Raw genomic sequence first — 13912 nt, forward strand, 5'->3', positions numbered from 1 at the left:
CGAAGTGGCTCTGCGAGATCGCCCTTATTTATTTTCCTTTAATTAATTACCTTGATTGTATTTAAACTACTATCTATTGCTCCTGTAATAGTCGCCCCAGAAATAACAACTTTTTTAAGATAATCTAAGGCTTCTATGGTAATTTTTTCCCCCGCCATTAGAATAGGGATACCAGGAGGGTAAGCCGAAATTGTTTCTGCACTAATTTGATTTAAACTATCCTCTAAACCAACAACTTTTTTCTCTGCCCAATAGGCTTGACGGGGAGAAATAGAGAATTGAGAATCAAAATGAAAATAGCCATAATTATAAGATATTTCAGAGACCTCTTGATAAAAATTAGTAAGTTTTTTAAAACCATTAATTAATAAATTAATATCAGTATCGTCATTACCAATAGAAATAATAAAAGTTAAATTTTTTAGAGATGGTAACTCACAAGTAACGCCTAATTTTTCATGAAGAATTTCATCTGCCACATAACCAGCTATGCCCAATTTACTAACATTAATCGTCAATCTAGTAATATCTAAATCATCAAAATAAGGGGTCGCTTTTTCAAAATCAAGCACCTGAAAATAATCTAAATTTCTAATAGCTTTCTTTGCCATGGTTGCCAGATAAATAGTTTTATCTAATAACTCCCTTCCTTCCTCCGCCATCTGGGTAGTGGCAGACTCCAAAGAAGCTAATAAAAGATAACTAGGACTAGAAGACTGTAATAATTGTAATGCGTTACTAATGCCATCAGGGTTAACTAAATCCCCCTGTAAATGAACCATGGAAGCCTGAGTTAAAGCCCCCAAAACTTTATGGGTAGATTGAATAACAACATCAGCACCGCCATCTAGGGCGCAAGTTGGTAGTTGAGGATGAAAAGCAAAATGGGCGCCGTGGGCTTCATCTACTAGCAAGGGAATACTATAACTATGGGCAACCTTAGCGATTTCTATTATGTTGCTACAGATACCATGGTAGGTAGGGGAAACAATCATTACGGCTTTGACATCTGTATTTTGTTGTAAAGCTAGTTCGATTTGTTGGGAAGATAATCCATAACAAATATCAAAATTTTCATCATATTTCGGATTAATAAAAATAGGAATTGCTCCTGATAAAACTAACCCATAAATTACTGATTGATGAACATTTCTAGGTAAAATAATTTTATCTCCTTCTCGGCAAGTTGCCAAAATGGAGGCGATAATTCCACAGGTTGAACCATTAGTTAAAAACCATGTTTTTTTTGCGCCAAAAGTATGGGATGCAAATTTTTGGGCTTCTTTTATCACTCCTTCCGGGGCGAAAAGATTATCTAATTCTGGTAATTCTGGTAAGTCGGCTTTAAATACTAATTCCCCAAAGGCTTCTTTTAATTTTTTACTAACTCCCTTTCCTTGTTTATGTCCAGGGGCATAAAAGGGAGCATGATGTTTTTCTAAGGATTTTTTGAGTTGATTTAAAAGGGGATTATTCATTGATTACCCCATTATCTCTTGTAGTGCGTGTTCAAGGGCGATCGCACTGTGAGTCCAATGGGTACCGCCCTGGCAGAAAGCAATGTAGGGTTCTCGTAAAGGACCATCGGCGGACAATTCGGACGTACTACCATCAATAAAAGTACCCCCAGCCATAATCAAATTACTCTCGTATCCTGGCATGGGCGCAGGTACAGGATCAAGATAGGAACCCACGGGGGAATACCTCTGAATAGCACGGCAAAAGGCAATGAGGGCTTCAGGATTACCAAACTTAACCGCTTGAATAATATCTCGTCGGGGGGCAAAAGGAAAAGGATTCACCTCATAACCCAACTCAGCAAACACCATGGCAATTAGATGGGTACTTTTTATGGCCTCCCCCACCATTTGCGGTGCTAAAAATAACCCTTGAAAAAGAAGACGATTTTGGTCAAAAGTAGCTCCTCCACTACTGCCAATTCCCGGCGCCGTGAGACGACAACAGGCTTTTTCTACTAAATCTTCTCGCCCTGCAATGTAACCCCCTGCGGTTACGATGGTACCCCCCGGGTTTTTTATCAGCGAACCTGCCATCAAATCTACCCCCACCGCTGTGGGTTCAAGGGTTTCGATAAATTCCCCATAACAGTTATCCACAAAACAAACCGTATCAGGATTTTGAGCCTTAACTATGGTTACAATCCTTTCAATGTCTGCTACCGAAAGACTTTTACGCCAAGAATAACCACAGGAGCGCTGGATTAACACTAATTTTGTTTCTGGTTTTACCGCCGTTTGTAAACCTTCCCAATCAATTTCCCCAGAGGGAGTTAAATCTAATTCACGATACTTGATGCCCAATTCCCTAAGGCTTCCTTGCCCTTCTCCCCGAATGCCGATAACTTCCTCTAGGGTGTCGTAAGGATGTCCTGCCACCGCCAACATTTCATCAGCGGGGCGTAACACTCCATACAAGCAAGAGGCGATCGCATGGGTCCCCGATACTATTTGCACTCTTACGGCACTACTATTCGCCCCCACAACCCTCGCAAAAACCTGATCTAATACCTCTCTCCCAAGGTCATCATGACCATAACCACTTACACTACTAAAATGATGGACTCCTACTTTGTATTCCTGAAAAGCGTTCAAAACCTTATGAAGATTATGCTTTATCTGTTGGTCAATTTGAGCAAAGGTAGGGGCTAATTTTTCGATGGCGGTGGCTATTAATTGAGATGGATTCATTTGGGTAGGTTATAGGTTAAAAAGTGTTTTGGTTAAGGTTGGCAACGGGGAATGGGCCATAGGGAATAGTGTGAACTTCACTTTGATTTAAGATAGCTGTTACAAAATTTTAGATTTTTTGGCACTCAATCACTGTATTTTAAAAAATGAATATAAATACTCATAAAATACAAAACGCCATGTTAAAGAAAATTTTATACGCTGACTCTGGAAATGGTCACACCCAAGAAATGTTAAAGACTTTGCAAGATATTCCTGCTTTTCAAAATTGTGACCTAACCATTTTACACGTTGTTTCCCCCCAAACCAGCGCCGATGCCCTAGAGACTAAATGGGAAGAAGGGGGAAAAATTCTCTCAGACATAGTCAAAAATGTTAACATTGACCCTACCAAGGTTTCAACTATTCTTAGACAGGGTGAACCCAAGGACGTTGTTTGTCAGGTAGCCCAGGAAATTGATGCGGACTTGATTTTGATGGGTTCTCGGGGTTTAAAAAGGTTAGAATCTTTCTTGGAAAACTCTGTTAGTCAGTATGTATTTCAACTGAGCGATCGCCCCATGCTCTTGGTAAAAGATGATATATATATACGTAAAGTAAAAAGGGTAATGCTGGCCCTCGATAAATCCGAAGCCGCCCAATACGCCCTTGAGTTAACCATTAATATGCTCAAAGACTATCGGGAAGCGGAATTGTACTTAGTGAGGGTTAACCCTGATTTAGATGCCAATGTTGACCTATCCACCGCAGACATGGAACAAAATCCCGTCCTTGCCTCTGCCCTTGCCCAAGCCAAAAGAATGGGGATTAGTACCCGTTGCATCGTTACTGGGGGTAAACCGGGTAAAAAAATTTGTCAGTTAGCCGAAGATAAAAACATTGATTTATTATTATTAGGCTCTCCTGATCGTCGTCCTTCCATTGCCAAAAGTTTGGTAGATTTAGATCGTTTACTGGGTTCTTCTCTTTCTGATTATATACGGGTAAATGCCAACTGCCCTGTTTTATTAGTGAGAAAATAGGTGTTAGACGTTAGAGGACGTATCATGTTACGTCCTTAAATGTGTTAGGTATTGGTTAGATTATCAATTCTCCATTATCAATTATTATCATGTCCATAGGCGATCGTTTTAATCAAATTAGAGGAAAAACTAGATTTGTTGTCTCCCGAATTTTCATCCATTTACAGGGGGAAGAAATCGCCCCTTTGTTGGGGGTATTAAATGAAAATGCCCGTAATGCGGTGGATGCGGATGGAGATTTGGAGGTGATGGGGGAATGTTTGGTCAATGTTTGCCAAAGTCTGCTTCAATATCAAAACTATTGGAATAGTGCTTCCAATGAAGGGGATGTGGTTTGGAATGAAGGAGAAGCGGGGGATTATGTAGAAGAATTATTCACCGATTCAGCCAATCGTTATCTGGCACAACCCGATATTAATCCGATGGTAGGGGAAAACGAACCTTTATCCCTGCCCATAACCGATAACTTACTTGTTATGATCACAGTAGCTTTTGAAGGGGAATCCCCTGAGATTGAAACGGATTTGGCGGAATATGAGGCCCTCAGTGAAGGTTTAAAAGCTCTTATTAGTCTTAATTATAAAGGTGGTTATCGTGCGATCGCACTTCATTTTTCCCCCGCTCGACTAGGAGAAATCCTCACCGAAGAGCAAACCATTCTCAACTTCCCTGAGTTAATACCTCTATAAAAAAAGTATCAGTTTAAAAAAATAAAAATCATAATGTTTAAGAAATTACTAGCCATATGTTTAGTCATCACCCTCGGTTTTACCACCGTTGCCTGTGGCTCAAACAACGTTAGAAGTAACAATACCAACTTTACTAATAATACGGCTCAAACCATTAATAATATCCCCAGTGGACAATATCCCGTCCAACAAGCCACCTTTAACGATGTAGATGGGGAATATAACCTAATGCTATTAAATACCCCCTCTGGTAGTCGTCCTAACTTCATGACTACCGACTTACAGATGGCAAGGTTAACCGATGAAGAAATAGAAGCAGGTAAACAAACCTACGTAGAGATTAACGGTAGTGATGCAGTGATGCACCTCACCGAAGATTTCCGCATTGAATACATCCACAACGAAACGGAAACCGTTACCAACCCAGACACGGGCAGACAAGAAACCGTTATCGTCAGACAGCAATCTAGTTTCTGGAGTCCTTTTGCGGGCGCATTGGCAGGACAAGCTATTGGTAATATGTTATTCCGTCCCCAATACTATGTTCCCCCCGTATATCAACCAGGGGTAACTTTAACGGGTTTTGGTGGTTATGGTAGTAGCTATAGTCAAGCAGTGGACAGCTATCGCAGTAATCACAATACTGTACCCCCAGTAGAAAGAAATCGTCAATCGGTACGCACCACCGGCACCATTAGAAATAGTCAAACAGGGGCAGTAAGAGGTAGTACCCTAAGCGGTACAAGAGCCACAGGCTCTGGAGTGGGTTCTAGTAACCTCCGCAATAGTGGCACATCCAACAGCACCACCAGACAGAGAAATAATAGTAGTTTTGGTACTAATACAAGAAGAACCCCTGTTCGTCGTACTCCTACCCGCCGTAGTAGCGGTTTTGGTCGTCGTCGTCGTTAATTAAGTAGGGTGGGCATTGCCCACCTTTATTTATGCCCCTATCACCCCATAAAAACTATCTAAGTGTTACACCTGTAAAGACAAAGATTTTATCCAGAGCAGATTAAAATAGTAGCTACAACTTTTAATCATCGATTATCACTTTGCGAAAATGGGTAAAAAACCACCATCCCCAGCGACAATAGATAGAATGGTAACGGGAGTTTTACAAACTATCCAAGCTCAGTTTAGTTTACCAATTCTCAAACAAGGTGCGATCGTACCAAAAATAAAACTTAAAAATGGAAGTAATGGAAAAACCCATGAATATCCCCTTTTAGGGGAACGTTACATCATTGGTAGAAATAAAAATAGTTGTGACATTATTCTTCGTAATCCTATCATCAGTCAAATTCACTGTGCCGTTGAAAAGGACAAAACAACCAACAGATTTAAAGTAAAAGACTTACAATCTACCAATGGAATTTACCTAGGCAAAAGACGTTATCAATCTGTTACCCTACGTCATAATGATGTGATAACCCTTGGTCCTCCAGAATTAGAAGATGTCATAGAATTATATTTTGATAAACCTCCCTCTAAATTATCGTTAATTCTTCGCTATGGATTATTTACCCTTGCAGGTTTTTTGATTCTTCTGTGTGCCATTGTCGCCATAGCATGGTCAAGATATACTGTTTATCCGATGCCCCAAGGTAATACTGGTGCCACGGTGGTTTATGGAGAAGATGGCGTGACACCCCTTGCCCCCCGCATTTCTTCCCCCCATCGAGAGTTAGAAAAATTGAATGATTTTTCTTCCTATTTGCCACAGGCGTTAATTGCTTCGGAGGATTCTCGTTACTATTGGCATTTTGGGGTTGATCCTTTGGGGATTTTACGAGCTATCTTGATTAATAGGGGAGATAGTGGGGCTAGACAGGGGGCTAGTACCATTACTCAGCAGTTAGCCCGTAGCTTATACCCTGAAGTGGGACGAGAAAATACCATCGCACGAAAGGTGCGAGAAATGGTGGTGGCGACTAAGCTAGAGGCGGTATATAGTAAAGATCAGATTATGAAGGGTTATCTCAATCGAGTTTATTTGGGCATAAATCTTTATGGTTTTGAGGATGCTGCCAGATTTTATTTTGGCAAGTCGGCGCGGGATGTTTCCATTGAGGAGGCGGCGGCGTTGGTGGCGATTTTACCTGCCCCCAATGCTTATAACCCAGTGCAGGATTATGATACGGCTTTAGGATTGCGTAATCGTGTCATCAGTCGTATGCTCTCTTTGGGTATGATAACAGAGGATGAAGCGAATGGAGCGAGAAGATCTCGTATTGAGATAACCCCTGAAGCGAGGGAGACTTTATCAAATACCATTGCCCCCTATTTTTATAGTTATGTGTTTGATGAGGTGCGGATGTTATTGGGGGCGGATTTGTTGCAGGAGGGGGATTTTATCATTGAAACGGGGTTAAGTTTGAAGTATCAAAGGGAGGCAGAAAACTCCCTTAAGGATTATATTAATACTAATGGATCTCGTTTTGGTTTTGACCAAGGTGCGATCGCAACTATCAACAGCAGCACAGGGGAAATTGTTGCCCTAGTGGGGGGAAAAGATTTTCAAGAAAGCCAATTTAATCGGGCAACCCAAGCCCAGCGACAAGCCGCCTCCACCTTTAAACTATTCCCCTACACCGCCGCCCTCGAAGCGGGTATATCCCCTAATAAAACCTATTCCTGCGCTGCTTTACAATGGCAAGGGGTACAATTTCGCCCCTGCAATAACTTTTCTGGCCCCATCGATATGTTTCAGGGCATGGCACTCTCAGAAAATGCCGTGGCATTACGCATAGCCCAAGATGTGGGCTTAAATAAAGTGGTAGCCACTGCCAAAAAAATGGGCATCAATTCCCCCCTAAATCCCGTACCCGGTTTAGCCCTAGGGCAAAGTGAAGTCAACGTTTTAGAAATGACAGGGGCTTACGCCACCATCCCCAATCAAGGAATATGGAATCGTCCCCACGCCATCAAAGTCATTCGAGACGGCAGAGACTGCGAAAACGTAGATGAATATAACACCTGTAGGGAAGTATATCGTTTTAATCAAGGGGGCTATGAAACCAAACAAGCCATAACCCCCCAAGTCGCCCAAACCGTCCATCAAATGTTACAAAGAGTAGTGACTTCTGGCACAGGCAGAAGTGCCAGTCTTGGTAGAGGGGAAGGCGGTAAAACAGGCACGAATTCTGGGGGTATTGATTTATGGTTTATCGGTTATAGTCCCCAAGATGATTTAACCACAGGAATATGGCTAGGTAATGATAATAACTCTTCTACTAGGGGAAGCAGTGGACAAGCAGCTTCTTTGTGGGGTAGCTATATGAAAAAGTTACTTTGAGCAAAGTGTTTATTTTCTCGTCACCTAAGTTAACATTTCACTGCCAATTAATTTTTTATAACGCCTTGCTAATTCATTTTTTAAACTAGAATCGTCCTCCATATACTTATCTTGTAACAGAATCTTTTCCGCCGCATCCCTTGCCAATACTAACACCTCTTGATCTTCTACTAAACTAGCAAGGGCAAAGTCTGGTAAACCCGATTGACGAGAGCCTAAAACCTCCCCCGGCCCCCTCAACCTTAAATCCATCTCCGAGATAAAAAAGCCATCCTGAGACTGTTCCAACACTTTTAACCGTTGTAACCCATCGGGGGATTTACTACCGCTGATGAGTAAACAATGGGATTTGTGACTGCCACGGCCTACCCTACCCCGTAACTGGTGAAGTTGGGATAACCCAAAACGTTCGGCATTTTCGATGAGCATAACGGTGGCATTGGGTACGTCAACCCCTACCTCGATGACGGTGGTGGAGACAATTATCTGAGTTTCGTTATCCCGAAAAGCGGTGAGGGCAGCTTCCTTTTCCTCGGAGGACATTCGCCCATGGAGTAAGCCCACATTGAAGTTAGTGAAGATTTTCTCGCTAAATTTTTGATGTTCGACTACCGCTGCTTTGACATCGAGTTTTTCTGATTCTTCAATCATGGGAAAGATAACATAAGCCTGTCTCCCTTGGGCTACTTCCCTTTTGATTAACTCATAGGCCTGGGTGCGCTGTTTTCCTGCTAAGACTGAGGTTTGAATGGGTTGACGCCCGGGGGGTAGCTCATCAATTTGACTTACGTCTAAGTCACCGTGGAGGGTGAGGGCGAGGGTACGGGGAATGGGGGTGGCTGTCATGGTAAGGACATGGGGGGCTTTGCCTTTGGCTAACAGACGGGCGCGTTGTTGTACCCCGAAGCGATGCTGTTCGTCGATTACCACTAAACCGAGATTACGGAATTTGACAGGATCTTGAATTAGGGCATGAGTGCCGATTAAAAGGGGCAATTCTCCGCTTTGCAGTTGGGAATGGATTTCCCTCCGTTTGGCGGTTTTGGTTGATCCTGTGAGCAATTCTACGGGCAAATGGAGTAGGTTAAACCACTGTACTATCTTGCGGTAATGTTGTTCTGCTAATACTTCCGTGGGCGCCATGAGGGCGGCTTGATACCCCGATTGGAGGGCGGCAAGGATGGCAAATACGGCGACGATGGTTTTTCCTGAGCCCACATCTCCTTGCACTAGGCGATTCATGGGGGAGGATGATTCTAAGTCGGTTTCGATTTCGTTGATTACCCTTTGTTGGGCATCGGTTAGCTGGAAGGGGAGTAATTGGTTAAATTCTTCAATGAGTTTTCCTTGGGGGATGAAGGGGGAGGCTTGGCGGTTTTGCCTATCTTGTTTTCTCCTTTCTAAAAAGCCTAGTTGCAGGTAGAAAAATTCATCAAAGATTAGTCTTCTTCTGGCTTCTGTCAGTTGTTTTTGGTTGTCTGGATAATGGATATGGGCGATCGCCTTTTGCAGATTAACTAAGCTATACCGTCTTTTAAGATTAACAGGTAGAGGATCATCAATTTCCGAAAGAGTTGGTAAACACTCCACCACCGCCTTACGAATCAAATCCGCTGCCACTCCTTCCGTGAGAGGATATACAGGTAATAACCGACCAATTTTCAGAGAATTGATACTGCCTCCCCCAGAGTCCAAAACCTCAAACTCAGGATTATCAAGGGTAATGCCATACTTGTTTTGCTTCACCAATCCAGAAGCCGCAATCAATGCCCCCATGGCATAAGAGCGTTTCATCTTCTCCTGCCATCCCCTACTACTAAAATAATTTCCCGCAAAAAAACGACTGATTTTTAAGTCTCCTGTCTTATCCCGAATAACAAGACTCAGAATAGTTAATTTTTTATTTTTAGGACTACTAAAACAAGAACATTTTTTCACCGTACCAATCACGGTAACTGTTTCCCCTGCCTCCAAATCCTTAATGGCAATCTTATTACCATAATCAATATGTTCCCGAGGATAATAAAATAAAACATCCCTAACTCTATAAATACCAAGTTTTTCTAACAACTTATTTTGCCGATTATTAACACATTTCAAGTTAATAACAGGACTATCTAAAGTAATCTTCTCAACAGTTTCTTTCACCTTGGAAGTAACAGCAACAGTTTCCACCTTAGAGGGAAAAGGTATTATATTATCCTCTTTAATAGCCCCTTTCCTTTTAGCTTCTTCCTTTTGTTTTTCCTTTACTTCATCAATAAATCCTTCCACATAAGCAATCAAATCTTTTTTTTCTTGTAAAGTTAACTGAGGATATTCCGTAAACTCCTTGGCTACCTTTTGCCACTTAAAAGCAATCATTAAATTTAACACAGGGGGAATGCCCCCAAAACTAAGACAGAGAAATTCATGGAAACGATATTGATTCCCCTGTAAGTTTTGATAGCCATATTCTTTTTCTACCGACAACGCCTTTTCAATTCTCTCCCAGTCAGGGGATTTTCTGCCCTCTCCACTCATTACGATTCCCTAGTCTCAACCCGAAACTTTACGTTTTCTAGGATAACTGATTGTTGCGTTAGAAAAATCATCAAGCATTTAAATAGTAATTTATTAGAGTTGGTGTTCAATATTTAATTATTAGTGCGATCGCCCTTACTAAAACAGTATTCTTTTAAGCTGAAATACTACGTAATCTGCCACACTGCATGAACTTATTTTTGATCAAACAAAAAAATTGTAAGGAAAAATGGCTGTTTCGTTTTTTTGAAGATCGGCTACTATATGTTTATTGATATTGCCGAAATTCCCATGGAAAAATTAGGAATCTATACTTTAGCTAACGATGTGGTCTTTGATCAACTTGTTGCCTTATTGAATAGTATCGAAAAAAATGTTAGTCCCGATATTCCAATATGTGTTATTCCTTTTGATAACAATCTTGAGAAGGTAAAACAGGAAATACAATCAAGAGATAATGTCAATCTATTTGATAACCAAGAATCCATAAGGCGCTGGGAAAATTTTGCCACCGAAATATGGTCAAAACATCCAAAAGCAAATCACACTAAGCAGTTTTGGGGAAAAGGACATCATCACCGTTTCGCTGCCTTTGATGGGGCGTTTGATAAGTTTGTTTTTTATGATGCTGACAGCTTGGCGATGAAACCGTTGAATAAGATGTTTGACAAGTTAAATAATTATGACTTTGTCTTTGATGATTGGGAACATCGTAAACCTATAGAAACATCGGCTTTAAATATACCCTTAATTGAAAAAACTGGTATTTTTAACGAGGATCAAATTAGACCTAAATTACATTGTTCTAGTTTATTCGGCTCGAAAAAAGGAATTTTCAATGAGGAGGAATTATCGAAACTCAAATATCGATTAATTAATGATAAAGAAATTACTTGGATTCCCCGTTGGTGGGATGATGCTTTTTTGTTCAATTATTTAACTCTAAGGTGCGATCGCCCTTTATACAATTTTACATTAAGTGAAGATGCCCAAGATCGCACGGGTAACTGTGCTGATGCTGATCCTTTTGTCAATGTGGATAATGTGTTGTACAACGAGCAGGGGTTAAAACCTATCCATCGTATTCATTATATGAATTATTCTTCCGCAGACTTTGCTCGTTTAACGCAGGGATATGATACGAATATTCGTTATCAAGAAGAATTTTTATACTATCGTTTTTTGAAAAATCCTGAACAAAAACCAAAGGAGTTAAAGAAACGTAGCCTATGGCAAAAAGTAGCAAACAAAGTAAATTTAATAAAGAAAAAATTTGCTTGAATAAATAACTATACAAAAAAGTTAATATAATGGGTATTAATTAATTTTCTAAAAATTTAAATCTTAAACAATAACTCTACAAACATAAACAATTATTTACTTTAGAATAGGTATTCTCAACATGAAACAATTAATTATCGGGATAGATGGAGGAGATCAAGACATTTTTTCTCAAGTTTCCATGCCTCATCTACATCAATTATTTAAAGATTGTTATACCCTGAAATTGACAGAAGACTTATTAAGTAGAGGTTGGGCAGAAATACTGTCAGGGAAATATGCCCGTGAGACAGGGGCTTTCTATATGAAACCCAAATTAGATAAAACTCATGATTTGATCTTACGCTTTAGTTTAAAAGATTTGCTAAATAATCCTGAAGTTCTTCCAATTTGGGCAATACCAGCTAAACAGAATAAAAAAGTTGGCATGATGAATGTCCCCACCACATTTCCCGCACAACCAGTAGAAGGTTTCTTTGTATCTGGTGCAGGGGGAGGCGTTAACAAGGTAGAAGGAATACCAGAAGATTTATGTTATCCCAATTCATTAGCCAAAGAATTAGAAGAATTAGGTTATGTCATTGATATTCGGGTTGGAACTGCCGGAATCAAAGATATTCAACTATTATTTGATAAGGTCAATGAGATGCAAGAAAAACGAGTAGAAGCATTTATTCGTCTGTGCAAGAAACAGCAACCCGACTTTGGCTTTATTGCCACAAGAGCTACAACTGATATACAGTATCTAGCTATGAGTGAACTCCAGTCTTATTTTGCTTATCGACGTGGTGAACTTACAGATGAAGAAGCAAATAAACACGCTATCTGGTTCGAAAATTTTGAGAAGCACTACAACCTCTTGGATCAGCTACTTAAACGGTTAATTGAAGAACTGAGTCCTGAACACTTTATTATCACGTCAGATCATGGAGCCGTACCTTATAAATATAAAGCTAACTTTAATGCTTTTTTACAAAATTATGGCTATCAACAAGAAAAATTAGTAATCAAAGGGACGTTAAATTCTCTAATTAACTCCTTCAGACGCAAAAAGTCTTTTCAACCAGTTTACAGAACACAATGGGAGAAAACGAAAGCCTTTACTGGTTGGTATGATCCCAGAATTTTTATTAATGATTCTCGTCGCTTCAATGGTCCTGTGAAGGAAGATGAAATTGACCAAATGGTAGCTCAAATTTGTGGTGACTTTAATAAAACGCCAGAAGCCAAAGAATACTATATGGAGGCTAAACCTTATCGTAAATTGTATCCTGATGCTAAATATAACCACTATTTACCTGATATTAAAATTCACTGTCCTACGACAATTTTTCCCGCTCCTGATGAAGGACCCTTCATAAGACCAAATGAAGATTATGCTCCATTACCAAACTTAGATAATGTCAAAGGGGGAATGCACTCAGGCCAAAAAGGAGAACATCCACTTTTTTGTTGCGATCGAAAGACTGCGACCCTGATACAGGAAGAAGATATTAGAGATTTAACTTTAATTTATAAATTGACAGAACGCATATTTAATTCATAGAGAGTAAAAATGATTTTGAAAACTTATATTATTTGTTTCGTAGGAAGAAGTGGAAGTACTTTATTAGCTCGAAGTTTAGCTGAGTTGGGCTACGTCGGTAATCCTATTGAATTTTTTCATTGGAGGAGAATTCCTCAATTAGCAAAGAGTGATTCTCAAATCTTCAAAGATTATCTTGATGAAATTAGAAACCAAGGAACAACTTCTAATGGCGTTTGTGGAATTAAGCTCCAGTGGGGACAATTGCAAACCTTGACGAGTATGGCACGGACACATTTATCTTTAAATGGAAAAAAAGACGTAGAAATAATCTCTCTACTATTTCCCAACCCCTATTACATATACATTGAAAGGAATAATTTATTAAAACAAGCAATATCTTTGGAACTTGCTCAACAAACAGGAGTTTTTACCAAATTCTCGGATACAAATTCTAAACAAATAGAAACATCACTTAGTCAACAACTGTCTAATAATCAGTTGTTGATTTTTAAACCTTTAAATATATTTAATCATAAAAAAAATATTAATATTACAAATCAAAAATGGCAAAATTTTTTTGAATTAGAAGACATAAATTATTATAAAGTTGTCTATGAAGATTTCTCTCAATCAATACCACAAACAATTATTAATGTAATTAAATTTCTAGAGATTGAACCTTTACCATCTGAAGATCAAATTAAAATCCCACTTAAGCGATTATCTAACGAAATTAATGATCAATGGTTTAAATACTATAATTATATTCCTGAAATTTTCCTTAAGTTGGGTGATTTAATAAACAAAAAATTTGGAAGCATAGCTAAAAAATTAATAAGAAGATAAACAAGCGTAAGAAAAAT

General features: G+C 39.6%; 10 protein-coding genes. 7 read left to right on the forward strand and 3 right to left on the reverse strand.

Annotation, left to right across the window (positions count from 1 at the left end; all coding sequences use genetic code 11):
- Positions 1–38: 38 nt before the first annotated feature.
- The gene (locus AA637_RS07760) at positions 39–1478 is read right to left on the reverse strand and encodes an aminotransferase class I/II-fold pyridoxal phosphate-dependent enzyme (RefSeq protein WP_446682272.1); all 1440 of its coding nucleotides are present in this window, start codon (positions 1476–1478) and stop codon (positions 39–41) included.
- Positions 1479–1481: 3 nt separating this feature from the next.
- Entirely contained in the window at positions 1482–2708 is a 1227-nt protein-coding gene (locus tag AA637_RS07765) for a methionine gamma-lyase family protein (RefSeq protein WP_446682273.1), read from the reverse strand.
- A gap of 179 nt (positions 2709–2887) precedes the next feature.
- On the opposite strand from AA637_RS07765, the gene AA637_RS07770 reads away from it, so the two are divergent.
- The 4 genes from AA637_RS07770 (at position 2888) to AA637_RS07785 (ending at position 7717) form a co-directional block, all read left to right on the forward strand.
- The gene (locus AA637_RS07770) at positions 2888–3730 is read left to right on the forward strand and encodes a universal stress protein (protein ID WP_446684552.1); all 843 of its coding nucleotides are present in this window, start codon (positions 2888–2890) and stop codon (positions 3728–3730) included.
- A gap of 86 nt (positions 3731–3816) precedes the next feature.
- Positions 3817–4419, forward strand: a complete 603-nt coding sequence (locus AA637_RS07775; protein WP_446684553.1) for a DUF1517 domain-containing protein — start codon at positions 3817–3819, stop codon at positions 4417–4419.
- Positions 4420–4452: 33 nt separating this feature from the next.
- Positions 4453–5331, forward strand: a complete 879-nt coding sequence (locus tag AA637_RS07780; RefSeq protein ID WP_446682274.1) for a hypothetical protein — start codon at positions 4453–4455, stop codon at positions 5329–5331.
- A 151-nt stretch (positions 5332–5482) separates the two neighbouring features.
- On the forward strand, positions 5483–7717 hold the full coding sequence (locus AA637_RS07785; protein ID WP_446682275.1) for a transglycosylase domain-containing protein: 2235 nt from the start codon (positions 5483–5485) through the stop codon (positions 7715–7717).
- Between the two features lie 24 nt (positions 7718–7741).
- Here the strand turns inward: AA637_RS07785 and recG are convergent, their stop codons facing one another.
- Positions 7742–10240, reverse strand: a complete 2499-nt coding sequence (gene recG, locus AA637_RS07790; protein WP_446682276.1) for an ATP-dependent DNA helicase RecG — start codon at positions 10238–10240, stop codon at positions 7742–7744.
- 264 nt (positions 10241–10504) lie between these two features.
- On the opposite strand from recG, the gene AA637_RS07795 reads away from it, so the two are divergent.
- From AA637_RS07795 to AA637_RS07805, 3 genes are all read left to right on the forward strand, one after another.
- Positions 10505–11521 carry an Npun_R2821/Npun_R2822 family protein gene (locus tag AA637_RS07795; RefSeq protein ID WP_446682277.1) on the forward strand — a complete coding sequence of 339 codons (1017 nt, stop codon included), beginning with the start codon at positions 10505–10507 and terminating at the stop codon, positions 11519–11521.
- Between the two features lie 121 nt (positions 11522–11642).
- Positions 11643–13067, forward strand: a complete 1425-nt coding sequence (locus tag AA637_RS07800; RefSeq protein WP_446682278.1) for an alkaline phosphatase family protein — start codon at positions 11643–11645, stop codon at positions 13065–13067.
- Between the two features lie 15 nt (positions 13068–13082).
- A complete protein-coding gene (locus tag AA637_RS07805) occupies positions 13083–13895 on the forward strand; it encodes a Stf0 family sulfotransferase (RefSeq protein WP_446682279.1) in 813 nt (270 codons plus the stop codon).
- Positions 13896–13912: the final 17 nt, after the last annotated feature.

It is taken from the genome of Cyanobacterium sp. HL-69 (genome assembly GCA_002813895.1).
Lineage (GTDB): Bacteria > Cyanobacteriota > Cyanobacteriia > Cyanobacteriales > Cyanobacteriaceae > Cyanobacterium.